Source organism: Streptomyces sp. NPDC000404, assembly GCF_040300365.1.
GTDB classification, from domain to species: Bacteria; Actinomycetota; Actinomycetes; order Streptomycetales; family Streptomycetaceae; genus Streptomyces; species Streptomyces ramulosus.
In genome coordinates this window covers 148,894-166,781 of the sequence record NZ_JBEPDN010000011.1, presented here as the reverse complement: position 1 = coordinate 166,781, position 17,888 = coordinate 148,894, and the positions used below count along the sequence as shown (strand labels likewise).

At 74.8% G+C, this 17,888-nt stretch carries 18 protein-coding genes; 7 read left to right on the top strand and 11 right to left on the bottom strand.

The window, feature by feature from the left end:
• Positions 1-67: 67 nt before the first annotated feature.
• Together ABT345_RS22205 and ABT345_RS22200 are read right to left on the bottom strand one after the other, a co-directional pair.
• Complete coding sequence (locus ABT345_RS22205; protein ID WP_345084626.1) at positions 68-856, bottom strand: GntR family transcriptional regulator; 789 nt, start codon at positions 854-856, stop codon at positions 68-70.
• Positions 857-1,021: 165 nt separating this feature from the next.
• Positions 1,022-1,846, bottom strand: a complete 825-nt coding sequence (locus ABT345_RS22200; RefSeq protein ID WP_345084629.1) for a hypothetical protein — start codon at positions 1,844-1,846, stop codon at positions 1,022-1,024.
• Between the two features lie 479 nt (positions 1,847-2,325).
• Between ABT345_RS22200 and ABT345_RS22195 the strand changes: the two genes are divergently transcribed.
• Positions 2,326-3,453 carry a Gfo/Idh/MocA family oxidoreductase gene (locus ABT345_RS22195; protein ID WP_345084632.1) on the top strand — a complete coding sequence of 376 codons (1,128 nt, stop codon included), beginning with the start codon at positions 2,326-2,328 and terminating at the stop codon, positions 3,451-3,453.
• A gap of 146 nt (positions 3,454-3,599) precedes the next feature.
• On the opposite strand, the gene ABT345_RS22190 is transcribed toward ABT345_RS22195, so the two are convergent.
• The 8 genes from ABT345_RS22190 to ABT345_RS22155 form a co-directional block, all read right to left on the bottom strand.
• A complete protein-coding gene (locus tag ABT345_RS22190; protein ID WP_345084635.1) occupies positions 3,600-5,426 on the bottom strand; it encodes a choice-of-anchor A family protein in 1,827 nt (608 codons plus the stop codon).
• Between the two features lie 186 nt (positions 5,427-5,612).
• On the bottom strand, positions 5,613-6,470 hold the full coding sequence (locus ABT345_RS22185) for a fumarylacetoacetate hydrolase family protein (RefSeq protein ID WP_345084638.1): 858 nt from the start codon (positions 6,468-6,470) through the stop codon (positions 5,613-5,615).
• Positions 6,471-6,663: 193 nt separating this feature from the next.
• Positions 6,664-7,434: a YidC/Oxa1 family membrane protein insertase gene (locus ABT345_RS22180; RefSeq protein WP_345084641.1), complete on the bottom strand. Its 771-nt coding sequence runs from the start codon at positions 7,432-7,434 to the stop codon at positions 6,664-6,666.
• A 290-nt stretch (positions 7,435-7,724) separates the two neighbouring features.
• On the bottom strand, positions 7,725-8,039 hold the full coding sequence (locus tag ABT345_RS22175) for a DUF6412 domain-containing protein (protein ID WP_345084644.1): 315 nt from the start codon (positions 8,037-8,039) through the stop codon (positions 7,725-7,727).
• 272 nt (positions 8,040-8,311) lie between these two features.
• Positions 8,312-9,886, bottom strand: a complete 1,575-nt coding sequence (locus ABT345_RS22170) for a sodium:solute symporter family protein (protein ID WP_345084647.1) — start codon at positions 9,884-9,886, stop codon at positions 8,312-8,314.
• A complete protein-coding gene (locus tag ABT345_RS22165; protein ID WP_345084650.1) occupies positions 9,883-10,116 on the bottom strand; it encodes a DUF3311 domain-containing protein in 234 nt (77 codons plus the stop codon). The genes ABT345_RS22170 and ABT345_RS22165 overlap by 4 nt, the downstream gene beginning before the upstream one ends.
• 44 nt (positions 10,117-10,160) lie before the next feature.
• Entirely contained in the window at positions 10,161-10,937 is a 777-nt protein-coding gene (locus tag ABT345_RS22160; protein ID WP_345084653.1) for a class E sortase, read from the bottom strand.
• Between the two features lie 161 nt (positions 10,938-11,098).
• Positions 11,099-12,412, bottom strand: a complete 1,314-nt coding sequence (locus ABT345_RS22155) for a DUF445 domain-containing protein (RefSeq protein ID WP_345084656.1) — start codon at positions 12,410-12,412, stop codon at positions 11,099-11,101.
• A gap of 344 nt (positions 12,413-12,756) precedes the next feature.
• Between ABT345_RS22155 and ABT345_RS22150 the strand changes: the two genes are divergently transcribed.
• The 6 genes from ABT345_RS22150 (at position 12,757) to ABT345_RS22125 (ending at position 17,044) form a co-directional block, all read left to right on the top strand.
• Positions 12,757-14,070 (top strand): SGNH/GDSL hydrolase family protein, encoded by a 1,314-nt coding sequence (locus ABT345_RS22150; RefSeq protein WP_345084660.1) that lies wholly within the window; start codon positions 12,757-12,759, stop codon positions 14,068-14,070.
• 339 nt (positions 14,071-14,409) lie between these two features.
• Positions 14,410-14,619, top strand: a complete 210-nt coding sequence (locus ABT345_RS22145; RefSeq protein ID WP_345084662.1) for a hypothetical protein — start codon at positions 14,410-14,412, stop codon at positions 14,617-14,619.
• On the top strand, positions 14,603-15,127 hold the full coding sequence (locus tag ABT345_RS22140) for a DUF6879 family protein (protein ID WP_345084666.1): 525 nt from the start codon (positions 14,603-14,605) through the stop codon (positions 15,125-15,127). Before ABT345_RS22145 ends, ABT345_RS22140 begins: the two co-directional genes overlap by 17 nt.
• Entirely contained in the window at positions 15,117-15,950 is an 834-nt protein-coding gene (locus ABT345_RS22135; RefSeq protein ID WP_345084669.1) for a helix-turn-helix domain-containing protein, read from the top strand. Before ABT345_RS22140 ends, ABT345_RS22135 begins: the two co-directional genes overlap by 11 nt.
• Before the next feature lie 256 nt (positions 15,951-16,206).
• Positions 16,207-16,437: a DUF397 domain-containing protein gene (locus ABT345_RS22130; protein ID WP_345084672.1), complete on the top strand. Its 231-nt coding sequence runs from the start codon at positions 16,207-16,209 to the stop codon at positions 16,435-16,437.
• A gap of 76 nt (positions 16,438-16,513) precedes the next feature.
• Complete coding sequence (locus ABT345_RS22125; RefSeq protein WP_345084675.1) at positions 16,514-17,044, top strand: hypothetical protein; 531 nt, start codon at positions 16,514-16,516, stop codon at positions 17,042-17,044.
• On the opposite strand, the gene ABT345_RS22120 is transcribed toward ABT345_RS22125, so the two are convergent.
• A complete protein-coding gene (locus ABT345_RS22120) occupies positions 16,978-17,700 on the bottom strand; it encodes a hypothetical protein (protein ID WP_345084678.1) in 723 nt (240 codons plus the stop codon). The genes ABT345_RS22125 and ABT345_RS22120 overlap by 67 nt on opposite strands.
• Positions 17,701-17,888 lie beyond the last annotated feature (188 nt).

Genomic DNA, 17,888 nt, shown 5'->3' with positions numbered 1-17,888 from the left:
TCCTGGCCTAGACCCGTTATCTTTCCGTGACTTGAGGGTGCGGGGTACCGCCCCGTCCGGCCGGGTGTCAGCCGCCCGCGCGGGGGCCCAGATGCGTGGTGAACGAGAAGCGGTCGCCGCGGTAGAGGGAGCGCACCCGCTCCAGGGGGCGCCCCGTGGTGTCCCGTGAGAAGCGGTGGATGAGCAGCATCGGCAGCGCGCCCGGCGTCCCGATGAGCAGCGCCTCGCGCGGGGTGGCCAGCACCGTCTCCAGCCGCTCGTCGGCGTCCCCGAAGCCGATGCCCAACTCCTCGTGGAGGTAGGCGTAGAACGACGAGTCGGGCGCGAACGCGGTGTCCAGGTCCGGGACGCGCTCGACCGCCACGTAGGTGCTCTCCAGCCCGACCCGCTCGTCGTCGGCGAGCAGCACCCGCTCCATGTGCCAGACCGGGTCCCCGGCGCTCAGCCCGAGATCGACGGCGAGCACCGGCGGGCACGGGAAGCGGTCGAGCCCGATGAGCTGCCGCCCCGGGCGCCGCCCCTGATCGCGTACGCCCTCGGTGTAACTGGCCAGCGAGAGCGGCTGCGCCAGCTTGGGCCCGGCGACGACGGTGCCGCGCCCCAGCCGCCGCAGCCGGCCCTCCAGGATCAGCTCCCGCAGCGCCTGCCGCAGCGTCTCCCGCGACACCTCGAACCGCTGCGCCAGATCCCGTTCGGCGGGCAGCGGCTGCCCCTCCCCCAGCGTGTCGAGCAGCGCCGCGATGTCGACCTTCGCCGCGTAGTACTTCGGTATGCGTCCGTGCTCGGGGATACCGGACCGGACGGGCGCACCGGGGTGCTGGGCAGGAGGGGTGTGGGGGGCGTGGGGGGTGTTCACGGCGTGAGTCTCGCACGGGGAGGCGGCGGGGCGCCCGTCCCGCCGGGGCGGGTGGCCGCGGTGGGGGGCGGGGCCGGTGGCCGCGGTGCGGAGCGGGGCCCGTGGCCGCGGTGCGGCGCGAGGCCCGTCCCGCCGGGCCCGAACGCGGCCGGTACGGAGGCCGGTTCAGCCGCGCAGCCGCCGGGCAGCGGTCAGCAGGGCGGCTCCGCCCAGGAGGAGGACCGCGGCGGCGGTGGCGAGCAGGGGCAGCGCCCCCTGACCGGCGGCGGCCAGCGCCTGCGGCCGGGCGGCCCGGACGCGGTGCGGCGCGGGCGGCGCCGTAACGGCGGGCCGGGGCGCACCGGCGGGCACCGGGTGCCCGGCGGCCTCGTGCGCACCGGCAGGCACCGGGTGCCCGGCGGCGCCGGGCGTGGCCTGCGGCGCCGTCTCCCCGGGGCCCTCGGTGGCCGGGGCGCGGACGGCCGCGGCGGCGGGCGCCGGCACGCCGCGGGGCGCCGCCTCGGCCGCCTGTGCCGGGCGCCCCGGGGCGAGGACCCCGGCACCGGCCAGCACGGCCCCGGCGAAGATCACCCGGAAGGTGGGACCGGAGGTCCACCGGGCGGCTCCGGGCAGCCCGGCGTTCCGGGGACGGCGGACGGCGGGGGCCGGAACGGCGGTGGCGCCGGGCGGGGCGGCCGCCGGTCCGGCCGGCCGGTACGAGGCGCCTACGAGGAGGCTCCGGGCCGCGGCGGGAGCGGTCGCGGCGGCAGTGAGCGCGGCGGGGCCGGCCGCGGCGACGGCGGGAGCGGCCGGGACGGGGGCGGCGCTTCCGGCGGGAGCGGCAGGGACGAAGGCGGGGCCGGCGCTTCCGGCGGGAGCGGCCGGGCCGGTCACGGCGGTGGCGCGGCGGGCCGTCCCGGCCGGGGCCGCGGCCGGCCGGACCGCACCGGCGGTGGGTGCGGGAGGCCGGGCCGCCCCCGTGGACCGGTGCTCGGACGGGTGCGTCGCCATGGCAATCCTTTGCTGCTCGCCGGCCGGGGCGCACGGCGACACGGCCCCCGGGCCACCGCGCACCGCACATGCCGGACCCTGCCACGGCCGACGGCCCCCACCGGGAGGCCGGGCAGGCGTGCACCCGACCGGGCTCGGAATACCGCCTGATCAGATGACTTTCTGCGGGGCGGGCCCAGGGGCTTACGGACGGGCCGCGCCGGGCAGCCGCCGGGCGCGCCGAATGGCCCGGGCACGGACGGGCAGGCCCCGGGCAGACCGCGCCGGGCAGCCGCCATCGGGCGCGTACGGGCGCCCCCCGGGCGGCCCCCGCCGGGCACGCCGAACGGCCCGGGCACGGACGCGAGAAACAACCCCGCCGGGCAACCGCCATCGGGCACGTACAGACCGGCCCCCGCCCCCGGAGGGGATCAACAACCGACGCCCCCGGCCGGGCCCCCGCTCGCCCGCCGTGCCCGCACTGTTGCTTAAGTGGAGGCATGAGCAACTTCCCCGGCACCCCCGCACCCCCGGCCCGTGGCGGCGCGCCGCTTCGCGTCGGTCTGATCGGTTACGGCCTGGCGGGCTCGGTGTTCCACGCGCCGCTGATCGCCGCGACCGAGGGCCTGTCGCTGGACACCGTCGCGACCCGCAACCCCGAGCGGCAGGCGCAGGCCCGCGCGGAGCACCCCGGGGTGCGGACGGTCGCGGGCCCCGAGGAGGTCCTGGCCCGCGCCGGCGCGCTCGATCTGATCGTCCTGGCGACGCCCAACAAGACCCATGTGGCGCTGGCCTCCGCCGCGCTGGAGGCCGGGCTGCCGGTGGTCGTCGACAAGCCGCTCGCCGCGACGGCGGCCGAGGCCGACCGCCTCGCCGCGCTCGCCGCCGACCGTGGTCTGCTGCTCTCCGTCTTCCAGAACCGCCGCTGGGACAACGACTTCCGCACCGTCCGCAAGCTGCTGGACGAGGGGGCGTTCGGCGAGGTCCGGCGCTTCGAGTCGCGGTTCGAGCGGTGGCGGCCGCTGCCGAAGGGCGGCTGGCGCGAGTCCGGCGACCCGGCGGAGATCGGCGGCCTCCTCTACGACCTGGGCAGCCACCTCGTCGACCAGGCGCTGACCCTCTTCGGCCCGGTCACCTCCGTCTACGCCGAGTCCGACGTGCGGCGGCCCGGTGCGGAGGCCGACGACGACACCTTCTTCGCGCTCACCCACGCGAACGGCGTCCGCTCCCATCTGTGGGCGAACGCCGCAGCCGCCCAACTGGGCCCGCGCTTCCGGGTGCTGGGCAGCGCGGCCGGTTATGTGAAGTACGGGCTCGACCCCCAGGAGGCGGCGCTGCGCGCGGGCGAGCGGCCCGGCGCGGAGGGCGTGGCGTGGGGCGTGGAGCCGGAGTCCGCCTGGGGCCGCCTGGGCGCCGGGGAGTCCCCGCAGACCGGCGGCGGGACGCCGGTGCCGACGCTGCCCGGTGACTACCCGGCGTACTACGCGGCGGTGGCGCGGGCCCTGCGCGAGGGCGGCCGGCCGCCGGTGACGGCGACGGAGGCCGCGGCGGCGCTGCGGGTCCTGGAGGCCGCGAAGCGCTCGGCGGCCGAGGGCCGTACGGTCCGGATCGAGGCCCCGGAAGGCTGAGGCCGGGCGGGTACGGGCCGGGCCCGGACACCTGAGACCGGGCAGAGGGGCGGCCTCCCCGCGGACATGACGGGGCCCCGGTCACGACGGTGACCGGGGCCCCGGGTGGTGACGGCCGGATGTCAGGGGGCCGGCCGCCGGGTGGATCAGTCGGTTCGGCGGTTGCGGATGAACAGGACGAGCGCGGCGCCGATGATCAGCGTGCCGATGGTGGCGCTGATCAGCCAGGGGTTGCTGAGCGCACCGCTGGCGGCCAGTTCGTCGTCATGACCGTGGCCGTGGCCTCCGTGGCCGCCGGGACCGCCGTCACCACCGCCGTGGCCGTGCCCGTGGCCACCGGAGCCGCCGTCGCCCCAGCCCCCGTCACTCCACGAGGCGCTCGGGTGTCCGGTGGGGTGGTGGCTGGTGTGCCAGGTGGGCTCGGTGGCGTGACCGGTGGGCTCGGTCGGATGACCGGTGGGGTACGTCGGCCACTCCGTCGGCTCGGTCGGGTGTCCGGTGGGCTCGGTCGGACGGCCGGTGGGGTACGTCGGACGGCCGGTCGGCTCGGTGGGACGCACGGTCGGCTGGGTCGGACGGCCGGTCGGCTCCGTGGGGCGGGTCGTCGGCTGGGTCGGACGTTCCGTGGGCTCCGTCGGACGGGTCGTCGGACTCGTGGGGCGGGCCGTCGGCACGGTTGGCGTCACGGTCGGTGTCGCGGTCGGTGTCGTCGGGGTGGCCGACGGCTCCCTAGGCGTCGGGCTCGGCACCGTCGGCGTCGCGGTCGGCGTCGTAGGCGTCACCGTGGGCAGGGTCGGCGTCGGCGTCGGCACCGTCGGGGCGACCGTCGGCTCCGTGGGGGTCGGGGTCGGCTCCGTGGGCGACGGGGTCGGCTCCGTGGGCGTGACCGTCGGCTCCGTGGGCGACGGGGTCGGCGACGGGGTCTGCGCGCAGTTGGGCAGGTCGCCGGTGAACGGGTAGCTGTGGAACTCCGAGCCGCTGGTGCCGAGGTGGTCCAGCGAACCCGCGGTGAAGAAGCGGCCGTTCATACCGGGCACGGTGACCGTCGTCAGGCTCGACGGCTGCCCGGCCAGGACGGCGCCCTGGAACTGCGCGCTGCCCTTGAAGTTGATCGTCGTCGCGTCCGGGAAGTTCCACAGCAGCCGCTCGCGGATCCCGGTGGGCTGGAGGTCGTGGCCGATGTAGGTGCTGATGGTGCGGCTGGTGCCGAGCATGTTGACCAGCACGGTCGCGCCGTCGGGGATGTTCTCGAAGGCGATGCCCTGGTCGCCGCCGCTCGCCGACGCGATGTCGAAGTCGACGTTGAAGACCTGGAGCTGCGAGGTGCCGTCGCCGCGGAAGAGGGTCTGGTAGCCCTGGTTGACGGCGGTGCCGGTCGCGGGCCGTGACGCCCCGTTCAGGTAGGCGTAGCAGGAGCTGGACTCGGTCAGCTGGGCCCGCAGGCCGCGGTAGGGGTCGGCGGCCGCCGGGTCGTGGATGCTGGTGGGCAGGACGGTGCCGCTGAGCGTCCCGCCGTACTTGACCACGCCGGAGGTGGTGCCCTCCTCGGCGAGGAGACGCTCGCCGGGGGCGACGGTGACGTTGTTGCCGACGGTGAGGAAGTCCGAGCCGTTCGGCGGCGGGACCCGTGAACCGACGCCGACCACGCCGACGTTGTAGACGGCCGATCCGCCGGTCTTGTTCATGGAGAAGTCGCCGAGGGTGACGATCTTGCCCTCGGCCTCGGCCGCCGAACCGCCGACGCGGTAGTTGCCGCCGACATAGATGTTGATGTTCTCGTCGTGACCCGCGATCGGGCCGTTGTTCGGGTCGTTGTAGGAGCCGGGGCAGTCGCTGCCCAGGCAGGGTCCGAGCCCGCCCGGGAGGGGATCGGCGAACACCACGGCGGCACCGAGCCCCAGCAGTGCGGCGAGCGCCGTACCGACCAGGGCGGCCAGCGCCGCCCGCAACCATCTCTTCTGCTTTCCTGGCATGCCGCGCACTATGCGGAGGGCGCCGGTGCACGCCGGGGAGCACCCGGGCGCGTCGCCGGAAAACCGACCGGCAGATGGGCCACCGGGGAGCCATCTGCCGTAGCGACGCGCCCGGGCGCCGTCCCGCGGGGCGTCACCCCGTCGGCCGCCGTTCCCCCGGGCGATCCCGCGTCGGGCCGTGCCTGGTCAGGCGTCCTTGAGCTGCTGGCGCTGGCGGCCCAGACCGTCGATCTCCAGCTCCACCACATCGCCCGCGCGCAGATACGGCTTGGGCTCCGGCTGCCCCATGGCCACGCCCGCCGGGGTGCCGGTGTTGATCACGTCGCCCGGGTACAGCGTCATGAAGTGGCTGACGTACCGGACCACCTCGGCCACCGGGAAGATCTGCTCGGCGGTGGTGCCGCGCTGCTTCAGCTCGCCGTTGACCCACAGCCGCAGGCCCAGCGCCTGCGGGTCGGGCACCTCGTCGGCGGTGACCAGCCAGGGGCCCAGCGGGTTGAAGGTCTCGCAGTTCTTGCCCTTGTCCCACTGGCCGCCCCGCTCGATCTGGAAGGCGCGCTCGGAGACGTCGTGGGCGACGGCGTACCCGGCGACGGCGGCGCGCGCCGCGTCGTCGTCCGGAAGGTAGCGGGCGGTGCGGCCGATGACGACGGCGAGTTCGACCTCCCAGTCGGTCTTCTCCGCGCCCCGCGGCACCAGCACCGTGTCGTCGGGCCCGACGACCGTGTCCGGCGCCTTCAGGAAGATGATCGGCTCCTCGGGGACGGCCGCGCCGGTCTCCCGGGCGTGGTCGTGGTAGTTCAGCCCGATGCACACGACCTTGCCGATCCGGGCGACGGGCGGGCCGGTGCGCAGCCCCGCCGCGTCGAGGACGGGCAGCTCGCCCGCCTCGGCGGCGGCGCGGACGCGGGCCAGCGCCGCACCGTCGGCGAGCAGCGCCCCGTCGATGTCCGGCACCAGGCCGGTCAGGTCCCGCAGTGTCCCGTCCGCGTCGAGCAGCGCCGGGCGTTCCGCCCCCGTGGTTCCGACACGCAGCAGCTTCATACGTACGACTCCCGTGGTCGAAGGTCGGCCCGGAAGGGTCCTCCCGGGCCGGCCGATGGGGACGGCCATCGGGCAGTCGGGCGATCGTCCAGGAACCCCCGCCCGCTCCGCAAGACCCCCGTCCACGGGCTGGGACGCGGGGCCGAATACCCCCGCTCCGGCGGCCCGGTGCGGAGGTTTCCGGCCGTCCGGCTCAGCTCCGGGCCGGCACCGCGTCCGCCCGTCCGCCGCCGTCCGGGCCCGCCCCGGCCGCCACGGCGGGCCGCTCGCGGTGGATCAGGGCGCGTTCGGCGGCGGTCCACGCCGTGGTGGTGACGACGTACAGCGCGGCGGCGAGCGGGACCACGGCGACGGTGATCAGCGTGGCGTACGAGAGCAGCGGCAGCGCCTTGGTCAGGCCCGCGGCGCCCGGCAGCGCGGGGCTCTCCCCCGCCGGCCGCCGGGCCGCCGCGGCCCGCGCCCGCCGCAGGTTCCAGGTGGCGACGGCCGTGACCAGCGCGAACAGGCCCAGGTAGACCAGCCCCTGCGGGCCGAACGGGCCGCCGTCGGCCAGCGCCTGCGTCCAGTGCCCGCCGAGCGGCGCGCCGAGGAGGGTGTGGCCGAGCAGGCCGGAGCCGCCGGTGGAGAAGAGGTGGTACATCACGAAGAAGACGGGCAGCTGGAGCAGCGAGGGCAGGCACCCGGCGAGCGGGGAGGCGCCGGTGGTGGCGTACAGCTCGGTGGTGGCCCGGCGCAGCTTCTCCGGGTCGCGCTTGTGTTTGCGCTGAAGCGCGGTGAGCTGCGGGGCGAGCGCGGCGCGGGCCTTCTCGCCGCGGGCGGCGGCGCGGGCCAGCGGGTGCAGCGCGGCGCGGACCGCCAGCGTGCACAGGACGATGGCGGCGGCCGTGGCCGAGGCGCCGAAGAACGGTTCGATCGCCTGCGCGCCACGCGCCAGCAGATCGCCGAGCAGACCGAAAACGGACATGGGTGAGCCCTCCACGGGTCTCGTCGTGCCGGGATGAGGATGCGGCGTGACGGGCCGTGCGGGACGCGGATGCCTCGACCGGGGCGCCGGACCGGCCCGCCCGGGGGCCCGCGGGTACGGGTCCGGGCGGTGCGGTCACGGCGGGTGCGGAGCGGGACGTACGCCCGGGCTCCCTGCACGGGGCCGGGGCGGGCTCGCCTCGAAGGCGGGTCCGGGTACGTCGCCGGTGCGGGCTCCCCGGGTGCGGGGGCCCGGTGGCGGGCGGTGCGGGCGGGCTGCCCGCGGTGCGTCTACGCGGCCGTCGGGAGGGCGCGGCCGGGTGCCCGGGGGCGCGGGCGGCCCGCGGCGTCCGGGTCGCGTTGCGGCAGGAAGGCGGTGCGCCGCTCGCGGTCCCGGATCGCGGTGCGGACCCGGCCCGGCGGCATCGGCCGGGCGCACCCGGCCAGCAGCGACAGCAGGAACGCCCGGCACAGCAGCAGGATGGCGCCGGTGGTCGCGGCGGCGGTGAGCGCCGTGGCCAGGCCGCTCTGCGCCAGCAGCAGGCCGATGACGAGGAGGGCCAACGCGGAGGTGTGGAGCCGCCAGAGTTCGGCGATGCGGTGCATCGGGCGCCTCCTCACGGCGGTCGGTCGGTGCACCGGGCGGACCGGGCGCGGCCCGCGCCGGTGCGGCGCGGTGGCTGTCGTGGCGTCAAGGTTAACCGCGGTGCGCGGCGTTCGGGGGCCGGGTGGGCGGAAGGGGGAACGCCGGGGGCGGGGCCGGCCCGGCCCGGGAACTCTGGCCGCCCGGCGCGGCGCCCGGCCCGGCCGGGCGTCCCGTCGGGCACCCCGTCGTCCCCGTCCGCCCCGTCGTCCGCCCCGTCCGCCCACCCGACCCGTCAGCTGCCCGTCTCCGCCGCGCCCACCGCGATGCCCCGGTCGCGCTCCGGCAGCCGGGGGAACTCGTCGTCCACGGCCAGTACCTCCGCGTCCGGCCGCCCGTCCCGTGCGCGCGGGCCGAAGCGGGTGACGGCCAGGGCGACCGCGACGTTCAGCGCCAGCGCGAGCAGGCCCGCGTTGACGCCCCAGAGCGGGTCGTGGCCGCTGAAGACCGCCGCGCAGACGAGGGCGATCCCGGCCGCCGCCCCGGCGACCGCCGCCTGCCAGGTCAGCCGTCGCCACACCAGGCCCAGCAGCAACATCGGCACCAGCTGGGCCATGCCCTCGTACGAGATCAGGGAGAGGCGGACGAGGGTCTGCGGGGCGAAGTAGGTCAGCAGCAGCGCGAGGGTGCCGGCGGCGACCACGACCAGCTGCGACCAGCGCTTCTGCCGCTGCCCGGCCGAGCCGTCCACCGGCTCCTCGGGACCCGTGCGGCCGCCGGACCGTGCGCCGAACACGCTGCGGCCCCACATCGTGCCGATGACCAGCATGAACACCGCCATCGGGACGATCGAGGAGAGCGCCGCGGCGACCCCGATCACGCCGACCGCCCAGGCCGGCAGCGAGTCCGTGACGAGCTTGAAGAGCGCCAGGTCCGACTGGGTGCCGGTCAGCCCCGGCACCACGAACAGCGCCGCCATGCCGAGCGCCACCGGCACGAACAGCAGCACGTTGTACGCGGGCAGGTAGACGGCGTTGCGGCGCAGGGTGTCGGCGCTGCGGGCGCCGAGGTAGCCGGCGACGGTGGTCGGGAAGATCACCACGGTCAGGGAGTTGACGAGGGTGGTGGAGAGGAACCAGCCCTGGCCCAGCCCGCCGGACTCGTGCCCGGGGAACGTCAGCCACTGCGGCTTCTCGGCGACCACCCGGTCGAGGAAGGCGCCGTAGCCGTCGAAGTAGTGCAGCGGCACGTAGACGACGAGGAAGCCGAGGGTGGCGATGACCAGGACGTCCTTGAGGACGGAGACCCAGGCGCTGCCGCGCAGCCCGCTGACCACGACGAAGGTGGTGGTGATGGCGAAGCCGAGGAAGTAGGCCCAGTTGAGGCTGATCGCGCCGTAGGAGATCGTCGAGACGACGACGCCCATGCCGGTGATCTGGAGCTGGATGTACGGCAGCAGGCAGACGGTGGCGAAGAGGGCGACGGCGGTGCCCAGCCAGGGGCGGCCGTAGCGGTGCGCGACGATGTCGGTGATGCCGACCAGCCCGTGGCGGCGCGCGTACGCCCAGAGCATCGGGCCGACGACGTAGCCCAGGGCGTAGCCGCAGGACATGTAGGCGATGACGTAGAGGACCGGGGCGCCGAAGCGGTAGCCCCAGCCGGCGGCGCCGAGGTAGCTGAAGCTGGTGTAGCTCTCGCCGGCCATCAGCACCCAGATGAAGACGGTGCCCAGGCTGCGGCCGCCGACCGACCACTCGGCGAGCCCGCGCTCACGGCGTCCGCCGCGCCGGGCGCGGACCGCCAGCAGGCCGAGCGCCAGGGTCAGCACCATGAAGGCGGCGAAGACGGAGGTGGCGACGGTGGCCTTCATCGGTGCCCCCGCCGCAGATCACCGCGGCGCGCCAGCCACACCGCGCCCGGTGTCGCCACGGTCGCCAGCAGCATCCAGAAGAAGAGGAACGGCAGCCCGAACACGGTCGGCGTGAGCCGGTTGACCAGCGGCAACACCGCCAGGAAGAGGACGTAGGGCAGCAGCAGCCACAGCAGCGCCGGGCGCTTGCGGGAGCCCGGGGGCGCGCCGCCGGGTGTCTGATTTCGCACGGGGCGAGAGCTTAAGCGCTCCCCCGCCCGAAGCGGCAGGCCCCTCAACGCGCCCGGGAACCGCTCAGCTCCGCCCAGACGATCAGCCGGTACGTGGAGGTGAACTCCGGCGTGCAGGTCGTCAGCGTCAGGTAGGCGCCCGGGGCGGTGAAGCCGTACGCGGGGTGGACGGTGCTGCGCGGGACGGGCGCGAGGACGCCGGTGTCGCCCGGGGTGGTGCGGGGCAGCACGCCGCGGACGACGTAGGTGTGGACGGCGTCGGCGGTGTCGATGCGGACGGTGTCGCCCGCCCGCACCCGGTCGAGGTGGCGGAACGGCTCACCGTGGGTGTTGCGGTGCCCGGCCAGCGCGGCGTTGCCGGCGCCGCCGGGCTGCGCGGTGCCCGGGTAGTGCCCCACGTACCCCTTGTCGAGAACGGCGGCACGGCCGGTGCCCTCGGCGACCGGCACGGCGAGACCGAGGCGGGGGATGCGGAGGACGGCGTACCCGGCGGCGTCCGGCCGCGGCGGCGGGGCGGGCCGGGCGGCCGGGGCGCGGGGGCGCGGGGCCGGACCCGTCGTCGGCGAGGCGCCGGGGGTCTGCGCGGGCGGCGCGGGCGGCACGGCGGGCGGGCTCTCCGGGCGGGCCCATTCGCGTTCCAGCTGCCCGACGCGGTCCTGTGCGGCGTCGTGGGCCTGGCGGTTGGTCCACCACAGCTGGTGGACGACGAGCAGCAGCAGGAGCGCCCCGCACGTGAGCACCGCCTCGGCGAGCACCCGCACCGCCCGCACCGGCGCCCGCCGCCCGCGCACCGCAACCGCCCGCTCCCAGGACCCCTGCACGCGGGCACGGTAGACCGCGGGGGCACAGGTCACCAGAGATCGGACGGGACCGGGCAGAGGCCGTGCGGGGCGGGCGGACGGGCACGGCGCGGGCGTCAGCCACGAGCCAGGCGTACCGGCGCGGGCCGGGCACCCCGGTCACCGGGCCCCGCCCGGCCCCCTCACCCCGCGAACACCTGCGACACCGCGTAGATGCACAGCCCGGCCAGCGCGCCGACGACGGTTCCGTTGATCCGGATGAACTGCAGGTCACGGCCGATGTGCGCCTCGATCTTCCGGGAGGTCTGTTCGGCGTCCCAGGAGGCGACGGTGTCGGTGATCAGGGCGGTGATCTCGTGCTGATACGTCGTCACGACATAGACCGCGGCGCCCTCCAGCCAGCCGTCGACCTTGCCCTGGAGCCGTTCGTCGCGCGCGAGGCGCTGCCCCAGGGAGAGCAGGGCGGCGCGGGCCCGCTGCCGCAGTTCGCTGCGTTCGTCCTCCGCCGCCGCGACGATCATCGCGCGGACCGAGCCCCAGGCGGACGCGATGAGGTCCTGCACCTCACCGCGGCCCAGCACCTCGGACTTGAGGCGCTCGACCCGGGCCCGGGTGTCCGGGTCGGTGCGCAGATCGGTGGCGAAGTCGGTGAGGAAGCGGTCCAGCGCGCCGCGCGCCGGGTGCTCGGGCATGTCCCGCATCTCGGTGACGAAGCGCAGCAGCTCCTTGTAGACCCGGTCGCCCACCTTCCGGTCGACGAACCGCGGCGTCCAGCCGGGCGCGCCGCCGGAGACCGCGCCCATCACCGAGTCGCCGTGGGTGACCAGCCAGTCGTGGGCGCGGGCACAGATCAGATCCACCACCCGCCGGTGGCCGCCGTCCGCGACGACCTTGCCCAGCATCGCGCCGAGCCCCGGCGCGATCTCCTGCGCATCGGCCCGGCGGGTGATCGCCTCCCCCACAACCGCCTGGACATCGGCGTCCCGCAGCACGGTCAGCGCGCCGCGCAGCGCCGTGGACAGCTCGGCGGTCACCCGGTCGGCGTTACGGGGCTCCGCCAGCCAGCCGCCGAGGCGCCGGCCGATGCCGACGGAGCGCAGCCGCCGGCGCACCACCTCGTCGGAGAGGAAGTTCTCGCCGACGAACTCGCCGAGACTCTGCCCCAGTTGGTCCTTCTTGGTGGGGATGATGGCGGTGTGCGGGATGGGCAGCCCCATGGGCCGCTTGAACAGCGCGGTGACCGCGAACCAGTCGGCCAGCGCGCCCACCATGCCCGCCTCGGCGGCCGCGGCGACATATCCGGCCCAGCCCCCGGCGCCGGCCGTCCCGGCCCACTTCGCCAGGACGTAGATCAGCGCGACCGCCAGCAGCAGGCCGGTCGCGAGCGTCTTCATCCGCCGTACGGCCCGGCGTCTGTCCCGGTCGGCGGCGGCCTGCGGGCCGGTGCCGCCCGGCAGGGCCGCGTGCGGCGCCGACGTCGTCTGCGTGCGTTCCATCCACTCCACCGTTCCCGAATCCCGCGGTGCGGCGCACCACGGACCGGCCGCGCCGCGCCGGGTTCCGGCCGCGGCGGGCCGCATGCGTCAACTGTGACCCACCCGTGGAACGAACCACGAGTGCCGCGCGTCCGGACCAGGAGGGGGCGCGCAAAGGGCGCCGGGCGCCCCCCGATTCCGCCGTGGGATCATGGCGGGACCGATCGGACCGCAACGGTGCCGCTGATCGCCGGACGCCCGGGTCCGCCGTCCTCCGCCCGGTGGAGGCGGCGGCAGCCTAGGCGACCGGCCGCCCCTGCCCGCCCGGAGCCCGCGGCTCCGCCGTCCCAGGAGATCCGCCCCGCATGAACAAAAGTGTGGGCTACGCCCTGCTCGCCGGTCTGGCTGCCGTGGTGGTGCTCGTCTCGACCGCGATCTTCGTCGGCTTCGGCTCCACCGGCGGGTCCTGGGGCGGCAACACCACGCGCCAGCCCCGCAACCCGGCGGCGCCCGCCGTCTCCGGCCAGTGGGTCGGTACGTGGTCGGCGGCGGCAGCGGCGGCCGAGCCGGGCACCCTGGACGGCTACGCGGGCATGTCGATCCGCAACGTCGTGCACACCAGCGTCGGCGGCTCCAGCGCCCGTATCCAGCTGTCCAACCTCTACGGCACCCGCCCGCTCCCGGTCAGCCACGCCTCGCTCGCGCTCGCCGCGGCGCCCAGCGACCCGACGGCGGCGCCCGGCACCATGCGCCGCCTCGCCTTCGGCGGCCGCTCGGCGGTGACCATCCCGGCGGGCGGCGCGGTCACCAGCGACCCGGTCCGGCTGGCCGTCCCGCAGGACGCGGACCTGCTGGTCACCACGTACTCCCCGTCGCCGTCCGGCCCCGCCACGTACCACCCCTACGCCCGCCAGACGTCGTACCTGGCGCGCGGCGACCGTACGGAGGACACGACGGGCGCCGCGTACACCGAGCAGAGCCCGTACTGGCGGTATCTGACCGGCGTCGACGTGTGGAGCACCGAGGCGCACGGCGCGGTGGTGGTCATCGGCGACTCGATCACCGACGGCATCACCTCCACCGCGGGCGCCAACCACCGCTGGACGGACTTCCTCGCCGCCCGGCTGCGCACCGAACCGGGCGCGCCCCGCTACGGCGTCCTCAACCAGGGCATCAGCGGCAACCGCCTGCTGGTCAACGGCTCCCGCTTCTCCCCCAACAACGGCCCCAGCCTGCTGTCCCGCCTCGACCGCGACGCGCTCTCGCGCACCGGCGTGAAGGCGGTGGTGGTCGAGATCGGCATCAACGACCTGCTCAAGACGCCGCGCCAGTACGACCCGGAGAAGATCCTCGCCGGTATGCGGCAGATCGTCCGCGACGCGCACGCCCGCGGGCTGCGGGTGACCGGCGGCACGGTGTCCCCGTTCAGCGGCCACCGCGGCTACACCACCAAGCTCGACGAGGTCCGCCGCAAGGTCAACGCGACCATCCGCTCCGGCGCCGTCTTCGACGAGGTCGTCGACTTCGACAAGGCCCTCCGCGACCCCTGGTCCCCCGAACGCCTGCGCCCCGCGTACGACTCCGGCGACCACCTCCACCCCAGCGACGAGGGCTACCGCGCGATGGCCGACGCGATCAACCTGGAACATCTGCGACGGGCGGCGCCGGCTTCGCTGTGAGCGGCCCGCCGGGCACGGCGGAACCCGTCTCCCGTTCATCGGCGACGCCACCACGGCCGTCCACAACGTCGCCCCCGACAACGGCATCGTGCACGTCCGGGGCGAGGTGGACTGGGATTCCAACCTGTCGACGCGGGTGTATTTCCTGGTGACGTGAGGGGCCTGCTCCGTGCGGGCACGGCCGGACGAGTGCCGGTGTCCGGCACCGTTCCGGCGGCCTCTCCGCGCGCTTCTACCCGACAACGCGAATATCGGCGAGATGCCGTGGACCAGGAACCTGCTGACGTCCTACCGTCCTCGTGGCAGTGGGGAACGGCCCTGCTGGCGTGGAGGGGAACCATGACGCGTGAGGAACTGACCCGCCTTACCGGCGCCGTCGGCGGGCCCAACTGTGACGACGACGACTGCCCGAACGTCTACCGGACGAGGAACGGCTCCTTCGTCATCCAGGGGAACGTGTCCACCGCCTTCGCCCCTCCCGCGGGCGAAGGCCTGGTGGAGATCCCCGAGCCCGTGCTGAGGGAGGCCGTCCGTGCTCTTGGATGGTGAGGACTGGCGTCAGTTCTTCGACGCCTTCGAGCACGAAGCATGGCGGTTCGAGGCGCAGCCCACGTACACCATGCCCAGGGAGCAGGAGAACGTCGCCCGCTTCCTGCGGGGCGAGGAGAAGCCCGCCGGCCACAACGCCCGCTGGCACGAGCGGGTGCGCGGACACCTCGCACGCGGCAGGCGGATCGGCCGCGTCCGTATCGTGCGACGGCCACTCACCGACTATCAGCGGTATCAATTCGCGTGGGGCATCCCCGGCAACATCGCGGCGGGCGAGGACATCCGCATCCTGGACGTGACACGGGAGGAATACGGTCTTTCCCTCTCCGGGCGTGACTGGTGGATGTTCGACGAAAAACGCATCGCCCACCTGAATTTCCGCCCCGACGGCACCCAGATCAACCGCGAATCCTATGAGGGCGACCTCACCCCATACCTGGATCAGAAGCGCATCGCTCTGGAGCATGCCGTGCCCTTCGAGGAGTACGTGAAGGGCCTTGACGTTTGATCCCGGGCAGCTGGGCCGGTCAAAAGCTGACCTGGCGGAACAACTCCGTATCCTGCGCAAGCGAGCCGGACGCACCCAGGTCTGGCTCGCTCGGCGCTGCAACATGTCCCAGACCAAGCTCAGCAATATCGAAACCGGCCGGGCCATACCGGGCCTTGTCGATGTCGAGTTGATTCTCAGGGCCCTGGACGCGCCACCGGAGTTCGTGGCGGAAGTGGTGTCTCTCGCGCGGCTCGCCAACACGGAATGGCAGGGGAAGCGCGCATCGTGGCGCAGGGGCCTGGAGAAACGCCAAGCGGAGCTGGCCGGGCTGGAGGCCGAGGCCACGACGCTCCGCTATTTCCTTCCCGCGATGGTGACGGGCCTCCTGGCCACACCTGAGTACATCAGGGCCAGCCTCGGCCACTCGCCGGTGGACCCGTCCAAGACGGTGACCAGGAAGTTGGAACGGCAAGCAGTCCTCCACGACAGCACGAAGCGCTTCACCTTCCTGCTGACCGAACAGGCCGTGCGATGGGCCGTGGTCCCGCACGCGGCGATGGCCGTACAGATCGACCACCTGATCTCGATATCCCGTCTCCCCCACGTGCGCATGGGCGTCATCCCCCTGGGGACGGTCATCGGACGCGGCCCGCTGAACACCTTCACGGTTTACGACCGGCGCCTGGCCACCGTCGAGACTTTCACGGGACGTATCGCCTTCCAGGACGCCCGGGATATCGCAGAACACCTGGAGGTCTTCGCCTGGTACGAGGATCACGCACTGACCGGCGATGCGTGCAGGGCAACGCTCGGAGAATGGGCCGACCACTACCGCTCGTGACCGCCGAGCACACATCGGCGCCCCGCCGCCCCCGCCTCCGCGCTCTTCTACCCGGCAACGCGAATAACCCTGGATTCCCTGGCCTACCGACCCGAGGATATACGCGTACCGACCGGACCGACCGACCGAAGAAATCCCGAATCTGCCGGACGACGGGAATTCGAGGGGCCGTTCCATTTCCCCCGCGCCGGCAACAAGCGGTCGGACCGTCCCACGCGGATCCCCAGGCGGATCCCCTGGAAAGAAAGGCACTCCCATGCCCGAAACCGATCTGTACGGCCTCCCCCTCGACGGAGTCACTTTCCACAAGGCATGCGGCGGCAACACCCACCCCGACGGCGAGTCCTGCGCCACGCTCGCGGAGATCGGGCCCGGCGCATGGGCGCTGGGTGACAGCAAGCGGCCCGGGGCGGAGCCGTTGCGGTTCACGACCGCCGAGTTGACCGCGGCCGGTATCGATCCGGCGCGCTTCACGGTCTCGGGCTGACCGGCCGCCATCGCCCGCCGGCGGCCCCGTCCCCGCGGACCGGAGCCGCCGCCAACTCTCCTGGCAGGACGGACCGTTGCACTTCCACGGCTACGCATGGACCGGCGCCAAGCGGCGCTTCGACGAAGAGGCGCTGCGGCGGCCGCCGCACCCCGAGCCGCCGCCGGCGGACGGCAGGCCGGAGCTGATCCAGCGCTACCGGGAGGTCGCGGCGGAGTTCCCCGTCGCGGATCTTCCCCCGCTGGAGACGGCCCGCTGGCTGATCAAGCCGGGCGCGCTGGTGCGCGGCACCTGGGACGATCCGGCTCAGGCGGCCGGCTGGCTCGGGGAACGGGTCGCCGCGTACGCGTCCCGGTTCGCCGCGGAGCCGGATCGCGACCGCGGGCGGCCGGCGGCGCTGGCCCGCTGCGCCGCCGCGCGGCTCGGGTGGGGCGGCGACGTCTCCCACGGCTTCTACCTCGAACGCCCGGCGTTCCTCTCCCTGGCGCTGGTGTGCTGCTCCCCGAACCGCGCGCTGCCGGAGCTGGACTGCCCGCTGGGTCACGGGCCGTCCGGGGCGGGGGAATCGGGGCGCCGGCTCACCTCCCGGTGGAGTTCCCGCAGGTAGGGGTGGTCCAGGCGGGCGTCGTCGACGCGGCCCCGTGCGTCGGTGAGGAGCCAGTCCAGCAGCTCCGGGGTCGCGTGGTACTCGTTGTAGAAGCCCAGGTGCAGGTCGGTGATCTCGTACTCGAACATCACGTCGTCGAGGAGGTCGGCGAGGTGGGCGTCGGCTGCCGGGGTGCGGGTGGCGGTCCACTCGTCCAGCCAGGGGCGCAAGGCGCCGGTGGCGACGGTGACGAGGCTGAGGGTCTCCCTGATGCGGACGGGGCTGGGGTGGGTGTGCAAGGTCGCCCGCCACCAGGCCGACCAGACGTCACGGAGGGCATCGGCCAGGGGCTTGTCCCATGTGGTCCAGGACGCCTCCCGCAGGCGGGTGGCGATGAGGTTCTCGTCCACGTGGAACGCGCCGGTGACGGCGGGGCGGATGATGCGCGGGGTCAGCCGGCGGTAGAGGCGGGGGAAGTCGTCCCAGTGGCTGGGCACCTCCTGGGCGACGGAGGAGACCATGTCGTCGGATATCAGGTGCAGCGGTCCGGCGAGTTCGGCGAGTTCCCGCTCGCCGTAGCAGTACGTGCACCCCTCGACGGGGAAGGGCTCTTCACGGGCGAACGCGCGGTCCAGCGCGTCGAGCGCGGTCATGAGGTGCTGCCGGTGAGAAGACATGTGCGGCCTGCCGGTACTCCGTCCGGGCTACCGGCGAAGAGCGCAGGTTACAGCACGGCCTCCCGGCGGCCGCGCACGCCCGGCCGACACCGTCCGGCCGACACCGTCCGGCCGACACCGTCCGGCCGACACCGTCCGGCCGACACCGTCCGGCCGACACCGTCCGGCCGACACCGTCCGGCCGACAC

Coding starts and splice junctions, on each gene's coding strand:
- ABT345_RS22155 (WP_345084656.1), bottom strand. CDS start 12,412: ATGGAACGCACGCAGACGACGTCGGCGCCGCACGCGGCCCTGCCGGGC.
- ABT345_RS22195 (WP_345084632.1), top strand. CDS start 2,326: ATGAGCAACTTCCCCGGCACCCCCGCACCCCCGGCCCGTGGCGGCGCG.
- ABT345_RS22120 (WP_345084678.1), bottom strand. CDS start 17,700: ATGTCTTCTCACCGGCAGCACCTCATGACCGCGCTCGACGCGCTGGAC.
- ABT345_RS22200 (WP_345084629.1), bottom strand. CDS start 1,846: ATGGCGACGCACCCGTCCGAGCACCGGTCCACGGGGGCGGCCCGGCCT.
- ABT345_RS22130 (WP_345084672.1), top strand. CDS start 16,207: ATGCCCGAAACCGATCTGTACGGCCTCCCCCTCGACGGAGTCACTTTC.
- ABT345_RS22185 (WP_345084638.1), bottom strand. CDS start 6,470: ATGAAGCTGCTGCGTGTCGGAACCACGGGGGCGGAACGCCCGGCGCTG.
- ABT345_RS22190 (WP_345084635.1), bottom strand. CDS start 5,426: ATGCCAGGAAAGCAGAAGAGATGGTTGCGGGCGGCGCTGGCCGCCCTG.
- ABT345_RS22175 (WP_345084644.1), bottom strand. CDS start 8,039: ATGCACCGCATCGCCGAACTCTGGCGGCTCCACACCTCCGCGTTGGCC.
- ABT345_RS22170 (WP_345084647.1), bottom strand. CDS start 9,886: ATGAAGGCCACCGTCGCCACCTCCGTCTTCGCCGCCTTCATGGTGCTG.
- ABT345_RS22150 (WP_345084660.1), top strand. CDS start 12,757: ATGAACAAAAGTGTGGGCTACGCCCTGCTCGCCGGTCTGGCTGCCGTG.
- ABT345_RS22145 (WP_345084662.1), top strand. CDS start 14,410: ATGACGCGTGAGGAACTGACCCGCCTTACCGGCGCCGTCGGCGGGCCC.
- ABT345_RS22180 (WP_345084641.1), bottom strand. CDS start 7,434: ATGTCCGTTTTCGGTCTGCTCGGCGATCTGCTGGCGCGTGGCGCGCAG.